The organism is Arthrobacter sp. V1I7 (genome assembly GCF_030817015.1).
GTDB lineage: Bacteria > Actinomycetota > Actinomycetes > Actinomycetales > Micrococcaceae > Arthrobacter.
The window spans coordinates 1,447,675-1,470,397 of sequence record NZ_JAUSYS010000001.1 but is presented as its reverse complement, the minus strand read 5'-3'; the positions used below and the strand labels follow the sequence as shown (position 1 = coordinate 1,470,397).

Sequence of the window (22,723 nt, the reverse complement as noted above, 5' to 3'; positions counted from 1 at the left end):
GCGCGCCTAGATGTATTAACCACAGACGTTAGTGACGGTCGGCGTGGTGTGGTGACATGAAGAAGACCTCCGAGTGGAGTGGGGCTTGTCTAGAGTCCAATTCCACAAACGGAGGTCTTCAATGTCCCACCCTAATGCTTTTCTCGCCCGCAGGGGACGGATCGAGCTGGCAAAGTGCATTGTCGAGGACGGCTGGCCGTTACGTCGGGCTGCAGAACGTTTTCAGGTCTCCGTCCCGACCGCGGCGCGCTGGGCCAGCCGCTACCGGGAGCTGGGCGAAGACGGCATGGAGGACCTCTCCAGCCGGCCGTCCCGGTCCCCGCGCCGCACTCCTGCCCGGCGGGAACGACGAATCATCGCGCTGCGGGTCAACCGCCGCTGGGGGCCGGCGAGGATCGGTTACCTGCTCGGTATCCACCCGTCCACCGTGCACAAGGTCCTCTCCCGGTACCGGCTTGCCAGGCTGTCGTGGCTGGACCGGGCCACGGGCAGGGTGATCCGCCGCTACGAGCACCAGAACCCCGGGGACATGGTCCACGTGGACATCAAGAAACTCGGCCGGATTCCTGACGGCGGCGGACACCGCGTGACCGGCCGGGCCGCGGGGAACCGGAACAAGACCGGCACAAACGCCAACCGCAGGCCCGGCTACGCTTACCTGCATAACGCAGTCGATGACCACTCCCGCTTTGCCTACACCGAGATCCTCTCTGACGAGAAGAAAGAAACCGCCGCCGGCTTCTGGGAACGGGCAAACGCTGCCTTCAACGCCGCCGGGATCACGGTGAGCCGGGTCTTGACAGATAACGGCTCCTGCTACCGCTCCCGCGTCTTCGCCCAGGCTCTCGGTGCGGACATCAAGCACAAACGCACGCGCCCCTATCGCCCCCAGACCAACGGAAAGGTTGAGCGGTTCAACCGCACCATGCTCGACGAATGGGCCTACGCGAAGCCCTACGCATCAGAGGCCGAGCGTGTTGCCGCTTTCCCCGCCTGGTTGCACCACTACAATCACAACCGAGGCCACACCTCACTCAAGGGTCAACCACCCGCCAGCCGTGTCACCAACCTCCGTGGGTAATACACCTAGAAGGCAGCGATTTTGGCCTACTTCGACACCAACGGCCCCTCCAACGGACCCACCGAAGCGATCAACTGCGTCATCGAAACCACCCGCCGAATCGCACGCGGCTTCCGCAACTTCACCAACTACAGAATCAGACGCCTACTCGCCGCCGGCGGACACCGCCCATACCGGATCCGAAGACCAACCATGCCTAAATGCGAAGGGCCACATTAAGACCGCCCCATTCATGACCGCTCGGTCAAGACCGACCTGTAAGAATACTCACGGCCAGAGAGCCCCTCCTGTCGGGTACGCGAAAGACTCAACTACTTACTAGGATCTCCACCTAAGCGAAACTCTCGGAACGAATCCTCGGTAACAGGAGTATTTTTTTCGACGCGCCGACTCAGCGTTTGACCTAAAATCTGATCGATGAACTTTGGAGGCAAGCCGTACCCCGGACGCACGCTTCTTACGTGCTCCGGTAGCAACGTTGCCCCTTCTTCAAGATCCTGTACGAAATACAATGACCTACGGAACTGTGCGTTGCCGGACTCACTGGACTTTCGCCCGTAGTCGACAACCCCCAGGGATTCCCATGCGGTACGAGTATCCCGGCACAGAGCCGCTAGCTCATGAGGCTCGAGGGAGAAGCTGTCATCCGGTCCTCCGCCATTGCGGTCTAGAGTCACATGCTTCTCAATCAAACTCGCACCCATTGCAACACTGGTAACCGCAGTCACGTTGTCGATGGTGTGATCAGAGAGGCCTGTGACGACACCAAATTTTCGTCCCATGTCAGCAAGAGTGTGCAAATTGTAATCACCAGCAGGAGCTGGGTAGCCACTCACGCAGTGCAGGATTGCGAGTGACCGGCAGCCACCCCCTCTCGCAGCATCAATAGCTTCCTGAATTTCTTGAGCATTAGCCATACCGGTGGAAATGATCATTGGCTTACCAGTTTGCGCGACATGCCGAATGAGCGGAAGATCGATAGCTTCGAATGACGCGATTTTGTAAGCTGGAGCGTTTAAATCCTCGAGCAAGTCGACAGCGGTGCGATCAAAGGGTGAACTAAATATTGTTATCCCTTTATCTGCAGCATAATCAAACAAAGGAGCGTGCCACTCCCAGGGCATGTGGGCCTCTTCATACAACTCATAGAGAGTTCGCCCGTCCCAGAGACCACCCGAGATCTTAAAGTCTTCGCCGTCACTGTCTAAAGTTATTGTGTCTGGACGGTAAGTTTGCAATTTAACGGCATCCGCTCCCGCTTTTTTTGCTTCATCTATAATTCGAAAGGCGTTCGCAATTTCCCCGTTGTGATTCGCAGACAGCTCCGCGATAATATACGGAGGATTTTCAGCGGAAATCTCCCGCCCGTTAATTCTCATTACTTCTAATTCTGACATCTTTACGCTCCTAAATCTGTCGTCCACTCGGACTCAAGCAGCCCGAACCCTAATGAGTCCCAGTACCGATCACCATCGAACTGGTGATCACGAAAACGTGCCTCTTCGCGGAAACCGAGTCGGCGGTGAAGCGCTATTGAGCGAGCGTTGCTGGCCACCACTTCGCCAGAGACCTTGTGAAGTGAGAGGTCTCGAAAAGCATACTCCAGTGTCCGCTCACATAGCTGGAACCCTGCTCCGCGCGGGGCCTCGGGCGCACGGTAGAACCCCCACTCGGCCCGCTTTGCAACGTCGTCTTGTATGTGAATCCGCGCGTAACCTATCCGAACGGACCCAGATTCCAACACTAGGAGATGCTCGCGAGGGGACTCCTCCGCGCGTTCGAACCATGCCCTGTGCTCGGATAGCGATATCTCGTGCTGCGTGTACATGTGCCGCCGAATGTCGGGGTGATTACGCCAGCTAAGAACGACCGCAAGATCGTCCAGCACCATAGCCCGTAAGACACTAGGAGCTTGATTCAAGTTCCACCTCTTCTAGGAGGGCGTCAGCGACCAGCATAGCCCCATCGCCGGTGACTAGATTTGAGGCATTCATACTCATTTGGAGCAACCGCTCCGGATCCTGGAGTTTTTTCCACGCTTCCAGGACGGAAGCAGTCAACGTGCGGTCTTCAAGGATATACGCGACGTCGTGACTTGCGAGGGCTAGCACCACGTTTCGTTGATTCGGCGCCAGTTCAAGCACCATGCTCGGGAGCCCGAGACTGCATCGTTCCCAGCTCGTACCACCTCCAGCTCCAACGGCCACGTCCGCCAAGGCCATTAGGTCAGCCATTCTGGCCGTGTTGACGTAAACCGTGGTGTCTAATGGCAGCTTACGCGCTGTTCGTCGAACCGAATCCGCATGCGGCGCAGACCCGCCAAGTACGATGTCAACCTTGATCTTATTTGATTCCGGCAACTCAGCCAGCGCTTCGATCACGCGCGCGGTCATATTTGCCATGTCGACGCCACCAAGGTTCACGAATACACGCTCCGGGCATAGACCCTCTCGCCTACGGGCCAAGCTCTCCGCACGTACCGCTCTGAACTCCGGTCGTAAAAGTGCGTACCGTGTACCAACAAGTGACTTACAAGTCGGAGGAACAAGTGCCGTGTAATCCTGGGTTCTCCGGCCGAGATTCTGATCTATTAACAGGTCACACTCGTGCGCGCGATCCGCAAGGTCGTCAATACAAGCGAGCCTAGCCGTGGGACGGGCCGCCCTAAACTCCGACTCCCACTGGAGGTCTATACCGTAGTGGTCTATGACCAACCAATCGAATGTCACGCCGCCCAGGAACTGTAGAGTTTCGTTCACATCGAACTGCCATCCGCCGGCTAGCCAATCCGCGTGGTCCAGTGCGGAAACAGACTCCGTCACAATGTCAGTGCCGACCGTTCCCATCGGCATGGCGCTAAACCCCCTGCGTCGTATTTCTCCGACAAGGTCGCCCTCGCTTGTACGGCACACGAACAAGCAGTCGCCTCCTCGGCTTCTTAGCTCCTCGGCAAGAGTCAGACAGCGCATCACGTGTCCTGAGCCGATAACAGACGAGGCGTCAACACGGAACACCGCCACGAAATGCGGCACGGACACACCGATACCCCCCACTTCAGTTACCGAGATGCTCATACGTCCCACTTTTTGAACGCCTTGAACATCCATTCGGCGCGCTCCCAATCCTCCAACGTGTCGATATCTTGAACCCGGTGCCTAGGTAGGGCAACCGGAACTGCCCCACTGCCGAAGATTGGGAGCTCTTCACTCCAAGCCCTTGCGCGCCCCCAGTAGAATTGGCCAGCGTCGTGCCACGCCTCCTCCAAGTCTTGAGAGCGAGCATTCTCGTACTCAGGGCTAAACAATCTGAGGCGTCCGTCCGCGTGGGATTTCAGCGCTCGCTGAATGGGGAAGTCGAAAGTAGTAACCGCCACGGAATACTCGGCTTCCGGGGACGCGATCAAGCAATCTCGGCCAGCAATGAGATCGGATGCTTGCACAAACGCCGCTGTCGCATACAAGCAGCAGACCAAACCTGATTTCACGCCAAGCGCATCAATCGCATGTGCGATGACGGGGATAGTTCCAGCAAAGTCATTTGAGTACTCCCGCGGTCTCACGAAGGGAACCTCCGCGCCTGCCTCCCTCGCGATGTCAGCAACTTCTGCATCATCCGTCGAAACGACCACGCGATCGAAGATCTCTGCCTCTTGGGCAGCTTCAATAGACCAAGAAACCAATGGTTTTCCGGCGAACTCACGGATGTTCTTTCTCGGAATTCGCTTACTTCCCCCGCGTGCAGGAATTACACATGTAGTCATAAGATCCCCGGGTTCCGTTACAGCGAATGCACAATAGCACGAACTGTCTTTTCCGCACGGCGACTGATCGCCTCGAGCTCTATTTCAAACCCTTGGAAGCGTAGAAAGCCGTCAATAACGTCTTGCGATATCATACCCAGGATCTGCTGGGGAGCCGAGATGGAAGCATCGAGTGGGAGCTTCTCGCCATCGGGTGAAGGGAAGTGCTGCAAGAAATGAGGCACGCTAACCTTCCGAGAAAGACTCAATCCGTAGTCCGCACCTCGCCCGTCCTGTTCCATCAGATAGGAAGGAATCCGATTCTTCAGTGCGCTGACATGACCGTGCACGCGGTAACCCACGTGCAAATCACAGTCTTCATAGATGGAAAGCCCGTTCTCGGGATCCTGATGAATCGCGTTAATCTCCACATCATTAGCTAGGCAGTAGTCTCGGACTATGTCATTAACACCATGGAGCGCTACAACAACTGAAGCGGAGGGGAATTCTATTTTAAGTCCTTCGATAAGGACCGACAATGAACGTAGGTATTTCTCTGGCCGGTGTGGATCCGAGATTACGATAGAGCGCACTGTAGTGTCACTCACAAATTCGGATCCGTACTTCGCTGGAGCATAGAACGCAACGTCACCCTGATACTCAGATGATTCAATTCCTATCTGGCGACAGAACCGCTGCGTAAGCAATCCGCGAGTTGAAAACACTGATGCCCTGGCACCAAGCTCTCTCAAAAGGTCGTTGCTTTCCTCATCGATGCCCCCACCGAGGGGAACGTTATCCTTTACCGGCAGATCAGTTCCAGCAGCCAAGATTGAATACGATACCCCACTAGCTATGACTTCCCGCAGGTAGGGGTACACGCGTACACCAAGCTCGCTCCGGATCGGAAGGCAAGCAAAGATAATATGATCGGCTCCTTCTACCACCTCCTGAACTTCATCCCACGTGGCGGCACGGAATACTACTTCTACAGAGACACTGTCTCCGAAGTTATCCTCAATCAGGGACACCAGTGACTGCGTAATCAATCGGTCACCGATATTCTTTGTTCCTCGATTTCGATACGTGCTTATGATGGTGATACGCTTCATACAGACTCCAATTTGAGGTGAGTGGGACGGTGGTGGCTTCACTGCACCGTGGGGAAAAGTCATTGTTGCAAAGTTGGATCGATATAGATTGCCGCCGATACCGCCTCGAGCGCACGACGGCTAATGGTTTCTAACTCTTGATCGAAACCCTCAAACCGCTCGAAATTATTGATAGAATCCTGTTCTATCATGCTTAGAAGCTGTTGAGGTGGGGACACCGATGCTCGAGTCGTCCAGCGCCGCTTCTCTCCGTCATCTCGAACAAATTGCAAATAATTTGGGACGCTTATTTTTCGAGACAGGGTCAATCCGTAGTCAGCCCCACGCCCATCTTGCTCCAGCAGATACGAAACTTTCCGTCTTTTCAAGGCCGAAACATGACCGTGAACCCTATATCCGACGTGCAAATCACAGCTATCATAAATTGAAAGTCCACCGCCGGGATTCTCATAAATCGACGTCGTATCAAGATCAAGGCCAGTGCAAGCGGCCTCAATTTCTTGATTCTGCCCATGCAATGCCACTTTTATACTCGCCTGAGGAAATAGACTTCTTAGTCCCGCTATCAAGCAAACAAAGGAGTCTATGTACTTTGTCGCACGATGTGGGTCTGACACAACTATATTTCTTATCGCGGTTGGCGCTCTGAACCCGATACCGTACATTTCCGGTGCATAGAACGCTATATCCCCCGAAAACCGGGCAGCAGTAATCCCAGACAAACGACAAAACGCTTGCGTCAAAACGCCGCGAGTGGTAAAAATTCTCGAGCCCAGGGCAAGCTCTCTCAAAAAAATCACGCTTGCTTCATCCATCGTTTCGAGAAGATCCATGTTGTCCTTGACACGTAGATCGGTGCCAGCCGCATGGATCGAGTACCTTACGCTACTCTCGATAACTTTCCTCGCAAATGGATATACTCCGCTCTCCATTTCTGGTCGGATGGCTAGACAAGCGAAAAAGACGTGATCGGCACTGAGGATAACCTCGGATATTTCCTCCCAAGGTGCGGCACGCCAGATGACATCAACATGTGCCTCTTCTCCGACTGTCGCTTCAATCATCGAGATCAGTGACTGCGTGATGAGGTAGTCTCCGATGTTACGCGACCCCTGAGCCGGGTAAGTAGTGACCACCACGTATCGATTCATGCAGACCCCAACGCGCTCTCCAGCGCGTCGACAACTGCAGCTACAGTGTCGGCGCTCATAGTCGGATACATCGGAAGCGAGATGGCTCGGCCATAGTACGCCTCAGACTCGGGGAAGTCCCCCCAGTTAAATCCTCTTTGGAGATAAAACGGCTGCGTATGCACTGGTTTGTAGTGCACATTGACTCCCACCCCCAGCTCACGCAGACGCTCAAAAACCATCCGCCGTCGGTCGGACGTTTCGACTTGGATCGGGTACAGGTGAAGCGCAGAGTACCTGTTTCCCCTCTGGAGTGGGGTCACAACGGGCAACTCGGCGAGCAGTTCGTCATATCGTCGAGCAAGCGAGTGTCTCTTACTAACGTACTCGTCGAGACGTTCCAACTGGGACACACCTAATGCAGCCTGGAGTTCCGTCATGCGGTAGTTAAAACCAAGATCAACTTGCTCGTAATACCAGGGACCGTCGGGATCATTCCGCATGAATCGATCGTCCCGCGTCACCCCGTGGCTTCCCAGCAATCTCATCCGGTCAGCAAGATGCTCATTGTTAGTGACCGCCAAACCACCCTCGGCAGTCGTGATTATCTTTACTGGGTGAAAGCTGAAGACCGTGATGTCACTGTACTTCCCACTCCCGATGTACTCCCCGCCGTACTGCGCGCCAATGGCGTGAGACGCGTCCTCAATGACTTTTACTCCAAATTCGTCAGCAAGAATTTTGATTGCCTCAAGGTCACAGGGCTGTCCCGCGAAATGCACGACAACGAGGACCTTGGGAAGCCGCCCGCTGATTGAGGCCATCCGGAGTTTCTGGTCCAGGGCTTCGACGGACATATTGTAAGTGAACGGATCAATGTCGACAAAATCTACGTCGGCACCGCAGTACAGAGCACAGTTCGCTGATGCAACGAATGTGTTGGGCGTTGTCCAAAGGGTGTCGCCGGTTCCCAGTCCCAGGGCTAGACACGCTAGATGGAGAGCGGATGTGGCACTATTCGCCGCGACTCCATGTTTTGCTCCGACCTTCTCTGCCACTGCCTTCTCGAAGGACGGGACTACTGCGCCTTGGGTAAGAAAATCTGAATGAAGCACCGAGACGACTGCCTCAACATCCACGGCACGGATGTCCTGTCGCCCGTAAGGGATCATCAGATCGTTCCTATTTTGCCCCGGTTGGCGTCCATCCAACGGCGCAAATCCTCGGGTGACATCCACTCCGGGTTGTTATCACTGGCGTACGTAAAGTCCGGGGAGACAAGTTGGCCGTCCTTGATCCGGTTAGCGTCCTTGTCCCAACTATTGATCGCAGGCAGGATCTTGAAGTGCTCCTCGTACTCGTAGGTATACGGTGCGTCCTCGAAGCCGATCATCTGCTCATGAAGTTTCTCGCCAGGTCGAATACCGACGACCTCTTGCTCGACGTTCGGAGCCACAACGTCACCTAAATCCGTGACCTTCATGGAGGGAATCTTCTTGACGTAGATCTCACCGCCCTCCATGTCACTCAAGGCGTGCCAGACCAATTCCACACCCTGTTCCAGAGAGATCATGAAACGCGTCATCTCCGGGTGCGTGATTGGCAACACTCCCTGCTCACGCTCGGACAGGAAGAACGGGATGACTGAGCCCCGTGATCCCATGACGTTTCCATACCGCACTACTGAAAACCGAGTATTGTGACCTCCTGCATACGAATTCCCCGCGACAAATAACTTGTCAGACGTAAGCTTCGTGGCCCCGTAAAGATTCACTGGGCTGCTGGCCTTGTCAGTCGAAAGCGCGACGACCCGCTTGACCCCCTTGTCGATACAGGCGTCGATGAGATTCATCGCACCCATTACGTTCGTTTTGACGCATTCAAAGGGGTTGTACTCGGCTGTCGGAACGATTTTCGTCGCAGCCGCATGTACGACGTAGTCAACGCCGTCCAAAGCCCGGTACATACGCTCTTTATCACGAACGTCGCCAAGAAAGAACCGCACGCGGTCATCATTCTTGAACAACTTCGCCATTTCCCACTGCTTCATTTCGTCCCGAGACAGAACAATAATCTTCTTCGGGCCGAATTTTTCCAAAGTCATGGGTATAAACTTATTACCAAAAGACCCCGTGCCACCGGTAACCAGTATCGTGGAATTTTCTAACATCCTGAGTCTCCTCATATCTAAAAAAGCGAGTGAATGCCCGCTTTAAGCAACTGATCCATAGCGCTGCCTATGTCAAGCCCAACGCAACCCTGCCGTCTTGCAGTCCCTACAAACACCTTGCCCGCTACGCCGGCACCGACCAAAACCAGGTCTCCAGGACTCACGACGCTAGCGAGATGCCGATCAATTTCCTGATAGACGAAGGGCAGGGAACGGCCCTCGTGCTGGTACTTTGGATTTGACCGGGTCTTGCTGTGCGTAGGCACAGGTATATGGAGCATTCCAGGACAATCCCCAAATACCTCATGAACGGATTCCCGTGACCCGCTGGACACTACGACAAGACGATTCGCCAATCCGGAGAGTTGCCGAATAATCGCTAAATCATTGAATAGGACGATGTTCGCTTTATCATCAGTATACAGCTTCTTGCCATCATCGTAGTGCCGAACACCGTGAAGGACAGACAGCAGCCCTCTGCCCTGAATATTCTGTGAAAGCGACTTTGTGCGGTGGGAATGATCCCTGAGGAATCGGTAAACACTTGGGATCCCAAGCATGTCCGCCTCCCGCACACTCTCTTGGAGATCAGTCATGAGCCCGTCCAGTGTGCCGCTAGGAATCTCCTGTCCCCACCAGTGCCTCTGCCTATTCTGGGAATCCTTGAGCGTAAAGAATCGGGAATGCTCCTGAAATATTATGCCTTCGCCGTCGCTCAGACGGACAAATGAAAAGCCGTCCTTATTTGCAAGTTTTTGTCGAATAAGATCCAGGACTTCAGATCTTTGAGACGCATCACGTTCTACATCTATATACTTCGCACGGTGACCTATATCCCCGTAGATTGATTGCACCAATTCTTGGTACTCTTTAGAGATCACAGGATGTGCCCGGAGAAATTCCTCCTCTACCGTCCGGTAGTCGTCGTACTCAAGCTCCCCGCCAACGCGACGTAGGCCTTGTACAGAGACTTTCAACCTATCCAGACTGGACTGGTCGTGGGACTCTGGATCATGCAGGGATCTAAGCTGCTCCTTCCACTCAGGGTGTTGGTTCATATACCTGTAGAAGGCAACGCTTTTATTCGCACGAATCGGACTCTTCGGCACGTAGCTTGCACTGCCCATAAAATCGATAAGTTCCCGGGGGCCGGCGAACCTAATAAGCAGGTCGAACATTTTAGCTTCCAGCCATCTTTTTGCTTTAATGTTCGAGTTATAGGACAACGCAAATTCAGTCAGGCGACGTAGTCCCGCGACACTTGGGGTTCGTCCTGTCCACTCGATCGCTTTCGCCACCAGCCAAAACTCAACCACCGAACCAGCTGAGTCAACACTAACTCGATCATATGCATTGGGTAGGTTCACATCTCTGCGGTCGAAGGCTGAATTCAGCACTCCGATGACCCACCAGTCATCCCCATACAGGTTGTCGCTGCTCCTGCTGAGTTCGATGAGTGCTAGAGGAAGGCAATAAACATCGCGAAGCAAGTTTTCTTCATTCCGCATCAGATGTTCATGCCCAACTGCAATCGGACTTTTTGAAGTGCTTTCAAGGAGGAGTCGCTTGGTTCTGAGGTGCTCAGTAAGGCCCTCGGTGCTCCTGGGGTTTGGAAGATAGTCATCCAATACGGGAGAGACTGCTGCTGTTGTATCGTTCCCCGGCCGCCAATTCTCTAGTGAAATTTCCGCACTCGTAAGACTTTGAACCAGCCCTTGCCGCACAAACCCATAGTAGTCGGGAGCAATCTGGTCAAGGTCGAAACACTGGTATACGAGACTTCCCGAAGCCAGAAGTTCAATCGCAACCGAGGAGTTCCCACAGACTGCGAGATGAGCATAAGCCGGAGTCAACTTCTCTACTTGCATTCCCTTCTGCAAGTAGAGGTCCTCGTCTTTGCCGGACGGATGCAGCTTGACTGCAGTTCGTGAGACGTGTGGATTCGCGTCGAGTGACTGATAGAGTTTTAAAACCTCATCGATACTACTTACACTCGTGGGGTAAATATACGCGGGAATCGCGTCAGTATTCATTAAGGAAGCGCGAATCGTGGCAACTTCTGCTCGATCAAAAGTTAACTGAGATCGTGGACTTAGCAGAATCTTGCCTTTTGGCGAACCGATAGTGCTGTATATTTCTTTCGATACGCGATTTCTCAATATCGAGAGGTCAAAATCAAGGGCAGGGAAGTTTTCAGTCACCTCGGCATGCTGAATGTAGATAACCTTTTTTTTGAAGTAGCTAGCCACTTTCGCGTAGGCCACTGGTGCCGGTGAGTGGTCATTCGCAACGACAAAGCATTCGCTAGAACTATTGCCAAGAGTTTCATAAGCCGCCAAAAAGAAGCGTCCATAGTTTAGCAGTTGGTGCAGCAGACCCCGAGTTATGCCTGAACGGGATGAAACGAATTGATCGAAACCGAGGCAGATCGTCTCGCGAAGTTTAATAAACTCTGAATCAGATCTCTTGGACGTAAGATCGCAAAGATTTGCAACCTTAAGGGAAATCTGATTTTTTTCGAACAGATCCTCTAAGTGCAATATTTCACGACGGTTATTTGCCGTCGAAGCGAAAGATAGCAAACGGCTGCCGAGAAGCGCTTTGGAAGCTTCGAAGACTCGGGGGCGATGAGAGTGAATGCTTTTGGCAAAAAGCTCTGACATCGCGGGTTTATCGACTAAAGCTCCCGAACTGTTCGCGGCGATGGCAAGATACTCCGGCTTATCGAGCCTGTCCCCCAGAATGTGATCGTATCCGGTGTTCGATTCGATAACGGAGGCAACCTTGTTCATCCCTGCGACGATCGTTTCTAGCAGATCAGCCATGCTTCCTCCTCTTTAGCTTTTCCTCGCGCAACCGAGTGGGAACTACCACTTTTAAAAGAGCACCGGTAGTCAGAATTATTAGTATAATGAAACGAACTTGAGCGTAAATTCTTGTCGCGGATGAACTAGTCCCCGGGCCCTATGCCGATCAGACGATTGGATCCTGTGAAATTACCAAGACGTGCTTGATCCAACTGACTGTGAAGGTCCGAAATTTGAGTTAATAACTTTTTAACCTCGAGCTCAAGGTCAGCCACTTTCGCTTTTCGGTAACGTCGTCCTCGCCGGAATGCGTCGAGTTTTTCTTCTTGGCCGCGATTCGCAGCTATGTAGTTGTTAAGTTCGACCTGGATTTCGTGGAGCTGGCGGAGCATAGCGACATTTTCGTTCATAAGATCTTGCGTCAAGCCGGAGACGGGTTCAGGATCGGTGAGCGCGTCCGATTGCGCATCTGAATCTGCGGGTCCGACACTTACTAGAGGTGACCTCCCCAAACGTTGCTGGACTATTTTGAAAGCCTCCCTGCGATGACTTGCCTCCCCGTCCAGTATCCAAGACACACCCGTGGCCGTGATTCGATTGGTCACCGCAACTTCGTCAACCAGGAAACGGGCAGCCAGATAGGCGTTCCGGTCCTCCTCTGCTGTAGGACCGGAAGGGTAGTTCGGCAGGATCAGTTCAGCGACCGTCCGATCGAGGCTGCGACCCGCCCGCTTCCGTAAATGAGCTGCAAGAACTTCCGGGTCTGAGGTCTCCTCAACTACCGAGACACGCTCGCCAAACTCTCGTCCCATACGTTCCAGGGTCTCAACCAGGATTTCGCAGTCACGAATAGCTACATCCGGGGCGACCCCGGTAGCAATGGCGTGGGCTAATGAATCGACTAAGGGTTCAATGAGCACCACGGCATGCATATCGCGGTGATCCTTGAGTAGATCACTGAATACGCGCAGGTCGTCCGCGACGAGTAGCTGTATACCAGCTTTTCCCCCACCAGTATCGAACTGAGTTTCACGGAGCCTGCCGGTCAGGTCAACAACGACGACTCCCCTCGGAGTTGCCAAATTCTGGTCCAGCGTCATAAGTTACCTTTCAATTGCCGCGGACCCATCATAATTGAAGTCCCAAAATTTACATAACTACGGGTAGCATGCGTTTCCGAGGTGACCTTGGCGTTAGGCCGACCGACGCACCAAAAGTTCCAACTTGCTGAGAACGCTCTAATCCGAGACATCAAGGGCTTGCCAAAGCGTTCCGTGATTGAGGCACTCAGGATCGGCTCACGCCTAGCGATCCGAGATTGCGAAACATGAACCGCGGTACTACTTCATAAGAGTCAGTATCTCGTCGAAGGTCTCTTGGTTTTCTGCTCCAGCATGACCTGACGCATCCGAAAAGATCCGACTTGTGAGCTTGTCCCCGTGACCCGTAGATTCAACGAACTCTTTAAATGGCAGAAAGTGATTCTCGTAGTGATCTGCATCCTGTTCGTTCTGTGCCAAAAAAATGCTCCGAGCCCTATGGGTCACCTCGGAATCAAGTGCCGAAAACTTGTACCAATGGTCCTCTGAAACTCCACCCAGCTTTTCAGCGCCATAGGCTACCCGCGACATGCGGTTGGTCCACTTGGCGGGGTACTTCCGAAGGTCGGTCTGGGGGTTGATCGCGATCACTCGCACCCCCTCGTAGTACCGGGCGAATCGCAGAGCTGCGAATCCTCCGCCTCTGGACCCATAGGAGAAGACCTGATCCTCGCCGGCGCCGATAGTGTTCGCTAGTGAGGCCACGATCTCGGCAATGTGCGCCAGGTAGTCACCCCTGCTGTTGCCGGCATACCAGGCGAGCCCGAGGTTACTGTGGTGGTAGAGCGCTGGGTCTGAGAAGTATAGGCAGCTGGCAGGGAACTTAGAGGCCCAGCTCCAGCGCTGAAATACTGGCGGCTCGAACGTGTTTCGTCTGGCGTCTCCCGAGAAAAACACAACCAGGCGCCCAGTCTCAGGCTTGGGAGCAAAAATGAAATCGTACTGCTCATCTTCGAAGTGCTCTGTATAGAGACCCCGCTCCTCGACATCGATGTCTGCCGGCCCCTCCCAATTACGCCGCGGGACGCTGTCCAGATGCTTGATCGTTGTCTTCTTAGCCTTCATTCTGCTCAATTATACTCTACAGCTAGACCGGCTAGGCGTCGTAGATAGGCCTCCGGAGTGCATTCCTGCTCGATGAAACGGACTGCGCGCTGCTGCTGTTGTGCGTAGCGCTGCGAATCCCACAGCTCGTTGATGACGTCCTTGACCTGATCAGGCTCAGCATAGACGGCTGCATCTTTGAACGGGGGTTCAAAGTGGTGTGGCAGAACACAGACCACCCCGTAGCTCATGGCTTCCAGGATGGCCATACCGAAGGCCTCGAGCCAGCCGTCGCTGTGGAAGTAGACGAAGAAGTCGATCTTCTCCGACAGGTATTCTTCCACGCTGATCTCGTTGAAGGCATAGATCTCCCAAGAGGGCGGGTTCCGCGGGAGGAAGCCCTTCTGCACAGGCACCTTGGTGCCGCCAAGGATGCAGACACTCGCAGAGCCGTCGGCCGGGTAGACCTGCTTGAAGACCTTCCGGTCGGAGGGCCATTTTGCGGCGTCGTCGCGTGCGTGCCGTCCAATGGTGGGCCGGCCCGCCCGGTATCGGTTGTGGCTCGCCTGCTCTTTGAGCTCGATGATGCCCTTCCAAGAGAAGCTTGTCAGGTCTGAGGCGGGCATGAGTGGCGCGATCATGGCCCCGATCTGCTCACTCTGCGGGGCCCAGAGCGGCCGCACGCCGAAAAGCCCCTCGATATTGCGGGTGACGACGCCGATGTCATAGCTGCGCCGGTCTCCGCTCGGTTCGAACGGCGGGTGGTTGGAGACGATGACTGCCTTTTTAGGCTTCAACCCGGCGGCCTTGTCCTGCACGACCTGCACCGCTGTGGGCCACCGCACGACGAGAAGGTCAGTCTCAGCCACGGTGTCCAGGGACAGCCGGTCCACCCGGCCGGTCAGCACCAGGTCATCGATCTTACGGCTGAACTGCCGCTTCGAAGCAGATGGGATCAGGCCGTTCTGGAACGGGATCACACCCACCCGGAGTCCAGCGTTCAGACAGACGGAGATCTCATTGAAGAGCGACGTGGAGTTTCCGGCGAGGAAGCCGAACTCTGACGCGAAGACGACGTCATATCGGACGGGCCCTTCCGGGCGAACTCCCGGCAGGTAGGCGGCCGGGGCGACGAAGCGCCGCTGCTCCAAGGACTTGGGCATGTACGGCGATTCACCGGACTCCCGGATCTCGCGATGCCAACTCTTGTAGCCACGAAGGTAAGCCCGGCGTTCCGGAGCAAGATAGCCCACACCCATGTCATCACGGGTGAGGTTTGCGCCGTCCATAAGAGCGAAGGCCAGGGGCGCCCTGATATGTAGCGTGATTGTCAATAGTGCGTGGGGAAGCGGTCCCGGTCTGGTTGGCTGGGGCCGCTTCCTTTGGTGAGGGTCCGGGGCTGGGTTGTCCTGGTGCTCACCCTTTGTGGGCCGGCATGTCCTGCCTGGAAGTGTCCAGCGTGTCTTTGGCGACGGGCGCGGTCACTCTGATATGCGCGGGTTGGTTACCGCAGGACGATGTGTTCGGCTGGAGATTACCGCTGGTCTAGGGTCGAGCGTGGCCCGTAGTTGGCTGCTCATAGGGCGTACGCGGGTTTACTCCACGCGCTGCAAGGAACACTTCCGTCGGAGCATTGCCGGCACGTGTTATTCGGCCAGAGCTAGAGCTGTGTGCTTCTGGCCGGGGTCGGCGGGCATGGTTGCCAGCGACCAGCACCGGCCGGCGAGTTCCCGGGCGATCGCCACGTTCGCGATCAGGGGCGTTTTTTGTGGTCCAGATAGACCAGCCATCGCTCGTGAAGCCGCCGGTTCCCGGCGTGGCCCCGGGCCTGGGCGGCGGGCGAGGCCTGCGCATCGAGCTGGTCAGTCTCGTCCCGGGGTGCGGCAAAGAGAAACTGGGCTATGGCGAGCACAGCGGATTTCCAGTGCCTGTCTATCAACATCTCGGCAGCGGACTCTCGAAAGAGCTCTGTCCGGTAGGACTCGAGAATCCCATGGAGTTGGCCAAAGTCATAGCCTCCCTTGGACGCGGCATATGCCAGCACGTCGCGGGCGCCACCGTTGCGGTTGCGAATCGCGTTGGTGGCGAAGAAGGACCGATCCTCCCAGAGCAACCTTTCCCCTCGTTCGTGCACGGCGAGCAGTGTAGGGATCAGTACTGACGCCGCCGTCGGTCACGCCGTTTGGCCATTTTCATCTGAGTCAGGGAAGATTTGGTTAGAAGTCCCACTGTCGCTGAGGAGCACCATGATTGAGTACACCACCCATGAGCCCGCCGTGGTGTCCATCCCTTCAGATGTGACATCCATCGAGCGGCAGGAAGACTTCAGTCATCTGCGCTTCAGCCGAGGGTATGTTTTCCACGCACCAGGACTCGACCCTGACGTCCCGGCCTTCTGGAAGAGCCGAACATTTGCCGGGATGACGTTCCGTTGGGATCCACGCGTCGGGGTATCCATCGTCTCGGACGGTGAGAATGAGATTCTACTTTGCGGTCACAGCCTCGACCCAACACTGGAAACAACGGATCTCGGGATAATCGCCCATAAGCTTCACACAGCCCTTCGTGAATCTCGCCGAAGTTACCTGAACGCACTCGAAGAACTGTTCGGACAGTACGTGGTGCTCGACCACCATCAAGGCGCTCTTCACGCCCAAACCGACGCCATCGCGTCTCGTTCAATCTTCCATGACACCGAAGCTACGATCATCGCCTCACATGTGAATCTCGTCGGTAGGACACTTAGCCGCGAACCAAGTATCTACGTAAAATGGGTCCATCGGACCACTTCCTTGGACTTTCCAGGACGCACGACAGAATTCGACGGCGTCTGGCTCCTGACACCGAACACAGAGCTGACGTTGGGCAACGGCACGATTCGCCGAGTGGGCCCGCTCCCCTACAATCCCCTGACCATCGCTCAGGCAGCCGACCAAATGATCCCGATTTTGGAAAAGCAAGTGAAGACGCTGAAAGAGAGCGGTCGCGAAATCGTGGTCTCAGCCAGCGCGGGCATCGATTCACGGACGTCCCTCGCCGCCTTCGCCCACCCGCAAGCCGATGAATCAGTCCAGACGTTCACATACACCAAAGCGCCGGGCTCGGGGCGACAGAGTGCGGAGCTCAACAGGGACAAGCTCGCAGCGAAGATGGCGGCCGATCTGGGGCTGACTCATCAGATGTTCGATCTGAACACGGCTGAACGTCCGCCAGCTGATTACTTGACCATGCTCAATGAACTCAGCTCCCGTCGCTCAAATACGGTGATCTCTTGGGTGTATCACTCGCACCTTCCCCACAACGCATTGCATATCCGTGGCCAGATCAACGGTGTGGGCAAGTGGCACTTCGCCCAGCGGCTGCACTTCGCGGAGAGCATGGAAATATCCGCTCGACGCATGGCGAGTCTGACGAAGCGAGGTAAGGACGTTAAGCGTCCCCTGACTGATTCCTGGTGGGCGCTCGGCGAGCGTGGATTCCAGGAGTACATCGACTCGACCGAGCTTAGATCCGTGCCGGCCGGCTACCGGATGACGGACATGTTTCTGTGGGAGCATCGCGTAGCGAACTGGAATCACGCTCACATTGTAGAATCAGATGTCACCTTTGACACCTACCAGTTGTTCGGTTCCCGCAAAATGATCCGACTGATGCTTTCTGTACCCGAAATTGACCGTGCACAACTGTCTCTGTTCCGAGAGATCATCGGGAGGATGGCGCCAAAACTGCTGGAGTACCCGCTGAATGGCAGAACGTGGGATCCCCCTACATACGAGCTTCCTCTCAGTGCCTACCAGCAAGGCGCCGCGGCCGCTACGTCAGACCTGAGCAGCCTGCACCAACGGATCGCCGCGACCAATGGAAAGCTCAAATGGCGCGGAGACGAGATCGCACGGCTACGTGAAGAGCTTGCCTCTGCTCGCCAGGAAACGGAACACCTGCGGTCTACGCTCGACCAACTTCAGCCCGAGAGACTGCTGAAGGTTTAGTTGTCAGCTGGGGTTGATGGTTTCTTAACCGGCCTGTGCTGCGTTTTTTATTGTCTCAAACTCGGTGGGCGTCAGCCGTCCGAGGGCGCGTTGACGGCGTTTGCGGTGGTAGCTGCGCTCGATCCAGGTCGCAATGGCGAGGCGGAGTTCGGCCCGGGTTTGCCATCGTTTCCGGTTCAGGAGGTTCTTTTGCAGCAGGGAGAAGAATGATTCCATTGCGGCGTGTCGCGGTGAGCCGCGCAATCCACCGAAGATTAGCCGGTTAGGCACACCCTTCCCATCGATCCGATCAGGCCGTAGGTATGCAGGGCCAGGACGAACCTTCTGGATCTGAACTGGGGTCCACTGTCCGAATGCACCACCGTGCCGGCTGGTTGCCTCAGTGCCACGGCGTGGTCCAGGGGGCAGCAACGGGCCTTACCCTCGACGTCGTCCGTCTCGTGGCTGCGTCCGATCCGCGCATCAAGCTGGCCACGGTATACCGGCCTCACTTGGAATCGTCGCAGCACGGATTTTCGATGGCCGGGGCGAACTCATTGCAGACGTTGACCTGCCGGAGTTCCGTAATGACCTGCCAGGCTTCGGTAGCCTGTGCGGCCTCGTGGGCGTGAACGGCGTCATGGATCGCTGCGTCGGCCAGCGCGTGGTCCACGGGCTCCAGCTCTGGCAGCTCGGGCCGCTTAATTCGCTTTAGCAGTTTCATTGGCACCTCCTCCTGCATTTTCCTGTCGGGCGACATGATGTGGGTGGAGCACCTGCCGATCACGAGGAGCGTGGCATTCGTTTTGGCGAGGTCCGCGTTGGTCTGGTTCGCGAGGTTGGCCGCGGATAGCCTGTTGTTCCGGTCGGTGGTGATGGCGGTGATCTGGTTTTGCAGGACCGGGCCCACGTCTTCGTGCGCGGTTCGGACCCACAGGCGACTGGTGAACACTAGGGACTAGGTATAACATGGCGTGTGGCTCCGTGGGGAGGCGAGACCTACCCGTGCGGGGAAGCCGTCAATCTTCGGGGTCTTTCATCCGCGACTCCTTAGCGGCGTGAGTGCGGGCCCTGGCATGCAGGCCGGGGCCACTGGATTGTGCGTGTTGGAGTCCCATTGGGGAGCTATAGCCATAAGTCAGGAAGTAGGCCAATGCATGGCAGCCAGCGTTCTCTTGTAGCGACGAACAACAATAAGGCAGGGCTCGGAAACAGAATGCGCTTCACGCTGAGCGCGTTGAGCCTCGCTGAGGCGCACGATCGAGGCTTCAGCTATGCGTGGCCTCAGTCTAAGCTCTTCAGGCCCGCCCTCACGGAACTGTGGGAATTTAATCACCCGCAAATTTCCTGGCCAAACGCCGTGGAGCTGTCCAAAGAAGTCCCCTACACCGTGAAATCGAAGGACCTGCCCGAGGATGCGTGGAAGCAGCCGGTTTGGCACTTCCGATCGGCCTATGCCCTTACCCTCCCAGAGGGGGCGCCACCGTGGACCGAGCGGTTGCGGGGGCTCAAACCGACTAAAGAAATCCAGGACCGTGCGACGACCCTCCACGTCGAGCACCTGCGGGGCGCCCCGTATGTCGGCGTCATGGTCCGGGCGCATGCCAAGTCCCACGCGAAGACGGTTGAGGCTTCCCCTGTCGAGTGGTATCTGGAAAGGATGTCCGAGCTTGACGCAGCCTATCCGGGAATCAATTTCTTCCTGTCCTGCGATGTCCCGGAGGTGCAGGAGCGCATCATTAAGGCGTTCCCGAACAGTGTCGGGCAGAACGATAAGGGCGGGTACAACTCAGTCGAAGGTGTTGTCGCCGGGGTCACCGACCTTTACCTTCTCGCCGCGTCGAGCTACATGATTGTCCCGTACTGGTCGAGTTTCCCAACGATGGCGTGGGAGCTTGCTGACCGAAAGATTGTCAGGGAGCACAGCCGGGGTGGGCGGCAGAACGTGAACATTGCAGAGGTGCCCATGGCATCTAATCCGCTCCGTCCCGCCGACCGTTCCTAGGCGAGGGCAATACTGCCCGTCTTGACCGTGTCGTCCGCCTTCGCCTGCACAACGAGCTCCGAGGCCCCGTTGGTCGAGTCGAACGAGGAGAGCGTCTCGCAGATCGCGATCTCCGCGACGGAAGGGGCGGTCTGAGGCGCTCCCCGAAGTAGCCACGCGACGAAACCCGCGCTATGACGGAGGACGCGTAACCTGCCACTGCTCGGCGTTGCCAGTAGCTGAAACATTCTGCTGGTTGACCGCTGTGTTTCGTCAACTTTAAGTAGGCCGTTTCAGCGCTAAGAATCAGGCCACCTTGGCACGTTTCCAGGCCATTTCAGCAGTTGCCTATTTCATGAGGGCGTTTTTGACTCGGTAGGACTCGCCACGGAATTGCAGCAGGCGTCCGTGGTGGACGAGTCGGTCGATGACGGCGGCGGCCATGTTGTCGTCGCCGAACACCGTTCCCCAGCGGGAGAACTCGAGGTTGGTGGTGATGATGAGGCTGCGTTTTTCATACCCGTCAGCGATGACCTGGAACAACAGCCGTGCACCCTCGGTGTCGATCGGGAGGTAGCCCAGTTTGTCGATGGCCAAGAGCTGGTTTTTGGCCAGGGAAGCGAGTTCTTTGTCCAGCCGTTCCTCGTCCTTGGCCCTGCGGAGCATCATGACCAGGGAGGAGGTGGTGAAGAACCTGGCTTGGATGCCTTGCCGGCAGGCGGCTGCCACGAGAGCGGTGGCCATGTGGGTTTTTCCGGTGCCCACGTCTCCGTAGAGGACCAGGTCCTGGGCTCGGGTGATGAATTCCAGTGATTCGAGGGGTTCTCGGCCGTAGTCCTCGGGGAACCTGACACTGGTGTAGTCGAATTCCATGAGTGTTTTCAGCGCCGGCAGTCTCGCGGATTTCAGCAGCCGCTGACGGCGTGATTCCTGCCGGGATTCGTGCTCGGCCAGCAGGACCTCGTGGAGGTATTCGCGCTGTTTCGGGGTGCCTTTCTCGGCCCATTCGATCAACACGCTGCCGGTCAGTGAGGTATTTTTGCCCGCTTCGAGGATGTCTTGGACGGTGATCGGGTTCATGCGACTTCTCCGGTGCTCGTGTTCAGGGTGGTGAAGGTGTCATAGACGCTCAAGTCCACGTTGGCTGCCGCCGGTTCGGTGCCATGGGCCAGCCGGCGGGCGAGCATCCCCAAGGCGGCCATGTCCGGGGTATCCCCGCGCCGGATCAGCGTGTCAGCGGCGGCCATCGCGGCGTCAAAACCGGCGGACCCGGAGGCGGCATCGACCGCGTTGAGCAGGCGGCGACGGTCCGTGGGCGCCGCGGCATCGATCCAGTCGCGCACCGGGTCGCTGACCAGGGCCCGCAGCGGGGAATGGGACCAGGCGCCGGGCTTGGTCACCAGCAGCGGGACCAGAGACGCAGGATCGAAGATCGTCTCGGCCTGCCTGCCGAACACCCGGTCAAAGGACCGGACGGGTTCAGAATGCTCATCGAGAATCTGCACCACGTCATGGCGCAAACCGACGGTGAGCATCCGCCCATGGAAGGATGGTCCGGCAGCGTAGGTGTTCCCATCAATGAGCAGGTTCCCGGTCTTGTCGGCCTTGCGCGATTCGTAGCGGACCGGGTCGAACCCGACCCCAGGCAATGCCAGGGACGCCGCCCGGTCTTGGGCGAACAGCTCGCCCAGCGGTAGGCCCTTGCGGTAATGCGTGGTGATGGCCAACGCGTCGCACCTGGTCATGAGCAGCTCGTTCAAGGCCTGCAGGCTGGAGGCCTCAGGTTCGGGAACCATGAGGTTGCGGCGCAGGAACCCGACCGCGTTTTCCACGTTGCCCTTCTCATGCCCGGAGTACGGGTTGCAGTAGCGGGATTCGGAGCGGTAATGCAGCTTGAACGCGGCGAACAGTTTGGACTCCACGACCTTGGTCCCCACCCGGCGCCCGATGCCGGTGGCATTGTCAAAGACCAGATGCCTCGGTGCAGCCCCGATGTGCTCGAACACCTTCCGCAGCCCGTGGCAGAAGCATTCGGCGGTTTCGCCCCGGTATGCCTGGACGAAGCGCATGTTCGAGAACGGGAAGGTCACCACCAGGAGGTGAAGGACCTGCCGGATCCCGGCGATGATCGCCTCGGCCTGCCCGAAGTCGACCTGCGCAGTGCCTGCCGGCCAGACCAGCTCGGTGAAGCCCTCCCCGGCCTGCCGGTTCCGGGCAGTCCACTTCTTCACGTGGCGTTGGACCGGGGAATAGGTGCCCGGGAAACCATGCTCGTCAACGAGCCGGTCGAAGATACGTTTGGCCGTGTGCCGCTGCTTGCGCGGCCGGCGCTGGTCCTCGGCGAGCCACGCTTCGATGATGTGCTCGAATCCGGTCAGCACCGAACCCCGGGCCGGGCCGAAGGCGCCGGCGCTGCCGGGGAGAAGTCCTGCCGCTCGGCGTACTTGGCCACCGAATCACGGCTGACACCCAGCCTGCGGGCGATCTCACGTCCCGGGACTCCCTGGGAGTCCAGCCTTCTGATATTTTCTTGAACGGACATGGGTACCGTCATCTGCTTTCCAGCCCTTCCGGCGCAATCGCTCTGT

18 protein-coding genes and 3 pseudogenes are annotated in these 22,723 nt (G+C 56.6%); 4 read left to right on the top strand and 17 right to left on the bottom strand.

The window, feature by feature from the left end; translation table 11 throughout:
- The first annotated feature begins 121 nt into the window (after nt 1–121).
- Entirely contained in the window at nt 122–1,081 is a 960-nt protein-coding gene (locus tag QFZ69_RS06870) for an IS481 family transposase (RefSeq protein WP_306913615.1), read from the top strand.
- A 12-nt stretch (nt 1,082–1,093) separates the two neighbouring features.
- Nucleotides 1,094–1,300 (top strand): annotated as a pseudogene (locus QFZ69_RS06865) (transposase); the annotation flags it as partial.
- 92 nt (nt 1,301–1,392) lie between these two features.
- On the opposite strand, the gene pseI reads toward QFZ69_RS06865, so the two are convergent.
- From pseI to QFZ69_RS06805, 13 genes are all read right to left on the bottom strand, one after another.
- Nucleotides 1,393–2,478 carry a pseudaminic acid synthase gene (pseI, locus tag QFZ69_RS06860; protein ID WP_306916602.1) on the bottom strand — a complete coding sequence of 362 codons (1,086 nt, stop codon included), beginning with the start codon at nt 2,476–2,478 and terminating at the stop codon, nt 1,393–1,395.
- 2 nt (nt 2,479–2,480) lie between these two features.
- Complete coding sequence (gene pseH / locus QFZ69_RS23275) at nt 2,481–2,972, bottom strand: UDP-4-amino-4,6-dideoxy-N-acetyl-beta-L-altrosamine N-acetyltransferase (protein ID WP_373461815.1); 492 nt, start codon at nt 2,970–2,972, stop codon at nt 2,481–2,483.
- A 13-nt stretch (nt 2,973–2,985) separates the two neighbouring features.
- Nucleotides 2,986–4,155, bottom strand: a complete 1,170-nt coding sequence (pseG, locus tag QFZ69_RS06855) for a UDP-2,4-diacetamido-2,4,6-trideoxy-beta-L-altropyranose hydrolase (protein WP_306916600.1) — start codon at nt 4,153–4,155, stop codon at nt 2,986–2,988.
- Nucleotides 4,152–4,841 carry a pseudaminic acid cytidylyltransferase gene (gene pseF / locus QFZ69_RS06850; protein ID WP_306916598.1) on the bottom strand — a complete coding sequence of 230 codons (690 nt, stop codon included), beginning with the start codon at nt 4,839–4,841 and terminating at the stop codon, nt 4,152–4,154. Before pseF ends, pseG begins: the two co-directional genes overlap by 4 nt.
- Before the next feature lie 17 nt (nt 4,842–4,858).
- The gene (locus tag QFZ69_RS06845) at nt 4,859–5,932 is read right to left on the bottom strand and encodes a polysaccharide pyruvyl transferase family protein (protein ID WP_306916596.1); all 1,074 of its coding nucleotides are present in this window, start codon (nt 5,930–5,932) and stop codon (nt 4,859–4,861) included.
- A 59-nt stretch (nt 5,933–5,991) separates the two neighbouring features.
- The gene (locus tag QFZ69_RS06840; RefSeq protein ID WP_306916594.1) at nt 5,992–7,071 is read right to left on the bottom strand and encodes a polysaccharide pyruvyl transferase family protein; all 1,080 of its coding nucleotides are present in this window, start codon (nt 7,069–7,071) and stop codon (nt 5,992–5,994) included.
- Nucleotides 7,072–7,079: 8 nt separating this feature from the next.
- Nucleotides 7,080–8,234, bottom strand: coding sequence for a UDP-4-amino-4,6-dideoxy-N-acetyl-beta-L-altrosamine transaminase (pseC, locus tag QFZ69_RS06835; RefSeq protein WP_306916592.1), 1,155 nt, complete (start codon nt 8,232–8,234; stop codon nt 7,080–7,082).
- Nucleotides 8,234–9,232, bottom strand: coding sequence for a UDP-N-acetylglucosamine 4,6-dehydratase (inverting) (gene pseB, locus QFZ69_RS06830; RefSeq protein ID WP_306916590.1), 999 nt, complete (start codon nt 9,230–9,232; stop codon nt 8,234–8,236). The genes pseC and pseB overlap by 1 nt, the downstream gene beginning before the upstream one ends.
- Nucleotides 9,233–9,249: 17 nt before the next feature.
- Nucleotides 9,250–12,057, bottom strand: a complete 2,808-nt coding sequence (locus QFZ69_RS06825; protein ID WP_306916588.1) for a hypothetical protein — start codon at nt 12,055–12,057, stop codon at nt 9,250–9,252.
- 125 nt (nt 12,058–12,182) lie between these two features.
- The gene (locus tag QFZ69_RS06820; RefSeq protein ID WP_306916586.1) at nt 12,183–13,139 is read right to left on the bottom strand and encodes a hypothetical protein; all 957 of its coding nucleotides are present in this window, start codon (nt 13,137–13,139) and stop codon (nt 12,183–12,185) included.
- Between the two features lie 240 nt (nt 13,140–13,379).
- Nucleotides 13,380–14,213 carry a hypothetical protein gene (locus tag QFZ69_RS06815; protein ID WP_306999993.1) on the bottom strand — a complete coding sequence of 278 codons (834 nt, stop codon included), beginning with the start codon at nt 14,211–14,213 and terminating at the stop codon, nt 13,380–13,382.
- Nucleotides 14,210–15,472, bottom strand: coding sequence for a hypothetical protein (locus QFZ69_RS06810; RefSeq protein ID WP_306999991.1), 1,263 nt, complete (start codon nt 15,470–15,472; stop codon nt 14,210–14,212). Before QFZ69_RS06810 ends, QFZ69_RS06815 begins: the two co-directional genes overlap by 4 nt.
- Nucleotides 15,473–15,936: 464 nt before the next feature.
- Entirely contained in the window at nt 15,937–16,296 is a 360-nt protein-coding gene (locus QFZ69_RS06805; RefSeq protein ID WP_306999987.1) for a hypothetical protein, read from the bottom strand.
- Nucleotides 16,297–16,429: 133 nt separating this feature from the next.
- Here QFZ69_RS06805 and QFZ69_RS06800 point away from each other — a divergent pair, with 133 nt between their 5' ends.
- Nucleotides 16,430–18,172, top strand: a complete 1,743-nt coding sequence (locus QFZ69_RS06800) for a hypothetical protein (RefSeq protein ID WP_306916578.1) — start codon at nt 16,430–16,432, stop codon at nt 18,170–18,172.
- A 24-nt stretch (nt 18,173–18,196) separates the two neighbouring features.
- Here QFZ69_RS06800 and QFZ69_RS06795 read toward each other — a convergent pair.
- Both QFZ69_RS06795 and QFZ69_RS06790 read right to left on the bottom strand, forming a co-directional pair.
- Nucleotides 18,197–18,573 (bottom strand): annotated as a pseudogene (locus QFZ69_RS06795) (IS3 family transposase); the annotation flags it as partial.
- Between the two features lie 86 nt (nt 18,574–18,659).
- Nucleotides 18,660–19,103, bottom strand: a complete 444-nt coding sequence (locus QFZ69_RS06790) for a hypothetical protein (RefSeq protein ID WP_306916576.1) — start codon at nt 19,101–19,103, stop codon at nt 18,660–18,662.
- A 264-nt stretch (nt 19,104–19,367) separates the two neighbouring features.
- On the opposite strand from QFZ69_RS06790, the gene QFZ69_RS06785 reads away from it, so the two are divergent.
- Nucleotides 19,368–20,156, top strand: a complete 789-nt coding sequence (locus QFZ69_RS06785; protein ID WP_306999986.1) for a hypothetical protein — start codon at nt 19,368–19,370, stop codon at nt 20,154–20,156.
- A 327-nt stretch (nt 20,157–20,483) separates the two neighbouring features.
- On the opposite strand, the gene istB is transcribed toward QFZ69_RS06785, so the two are convergent.
- Both istB and istA read right to left on the bottom strand, forming a co-directional pair.
- Complete coding sequence (istB, locus tag QFZ69_RS06780) at nt 20,484–21,215, bottom strand: IS21-like element helper ATPase IstB (RefSeq protein ID WP_306916572.1); 732 nt, start codon at nt 21,213–21,215, stop codon at nt 20,484–20,486.
- A pseudogene (istA, locus tag QFZ69_RS06775) lies at nt 21,212–22,677 on the bottom strand (IS21 family transposase). The gene istB and the pseudogene istA overlap by 4 nt, the downstream one beginning before the upstream one ends.
- Between the last annotated feature and the right edge of the window lie 46 nt (nt 22,678–22,723).

Coding starts and splice junctions, on each gene's coding strand:
- pseI (WP_306916602.1), bottom strand. CDS start 2,478: ATGTCAGAATTAGAAGTAATGAGAATTAACGGGCGGGAGATTTCCGCT.
- QFZ69_RS06810 (WP_306999991.1), bottom strand. CDS start 15,472: ATGGACGGCGCAAACCTCACCCGTGATGACATGGGTGTGGGCTATCTT.
- QFZ69_RS06870 (WP_306913615.1), top strand. CDS start 122: ATGTCCCACCCTAATGCTTTTCTCGCCCGCAGGGGACGGATCGAGCTG.
- QFZ69_RS06820 (WP_306916586.1), bottom strand. CDS start 13,139: ATGACGCTGGACCAGAATTTGGCAACTCCGAGGGGAGTCGTCGTTGTT.
- QFZ69_RS06800 (WP_306916578.1), top strand. CDS start 16,430: ATGATTGAGTACACCACCCATGAGCCCGCCGTGGTGTCCATCCCTTCA.
- QFZ69_RS06785 (WP_306999986.1), top strand. CDS start 19,368: ATGCGCTTCACGCTGAGCGCGTTGAGCCTCGCTGAGGCGCACGATCGA.
- pseB (WP_306916590.1), bottom strand. CDS start 9,232: ATGTTAGAAAATTCCACGATACTGGTTACCGGTGGCACGGGGTCTTTT.
- istB (WP_306916572.1), bottom strand. CDS start 21,215: ATGAACCCGATCACCGTCCAAGACATCCTCGAAGCGGGCAAAAATACC.
- QFZ69_RS06845 (WP_306916596.1), bottom strand. CDS start 5,932: ATGAAGCGTATCACCATCATAAGCACGTATCGAAATCGAGGAACAAAG.
- pseC (WP_306916592.1), bottom strand. CDS start 8,234: ATGATCCCTTACGGGCGACAGGACATCCGTGCCGTGGATGTTGAGGCA.
- QFZ69_RS06825 (WP_306916588.1), bottom strand. CDS start 12,057: ATGGCTGATCTGCTAGAAACGATCGTCGCAGGGATGAACAAGGTTGCC.
- pseH (WP_373461815.1), bottom strand. CDS start 2,972: ATGGTGCTGGACGATCTTGCGGTCGTTCTTAGCTGGCGTAATCACCCC.
- pseG (WP_306916600.1), bottom strand. CDS start 4,155: ATGAGCATCTCGGTAACTGAAGTGGGGGGTATCGGTGTGTCCGTGCCG.
- pseF (WP_306916598.1), bottom strand. CDS start 4,841: ATGACTACATGTGTAATTCCTGCACGCGGGGGAAGTAAGCGAATTCCG.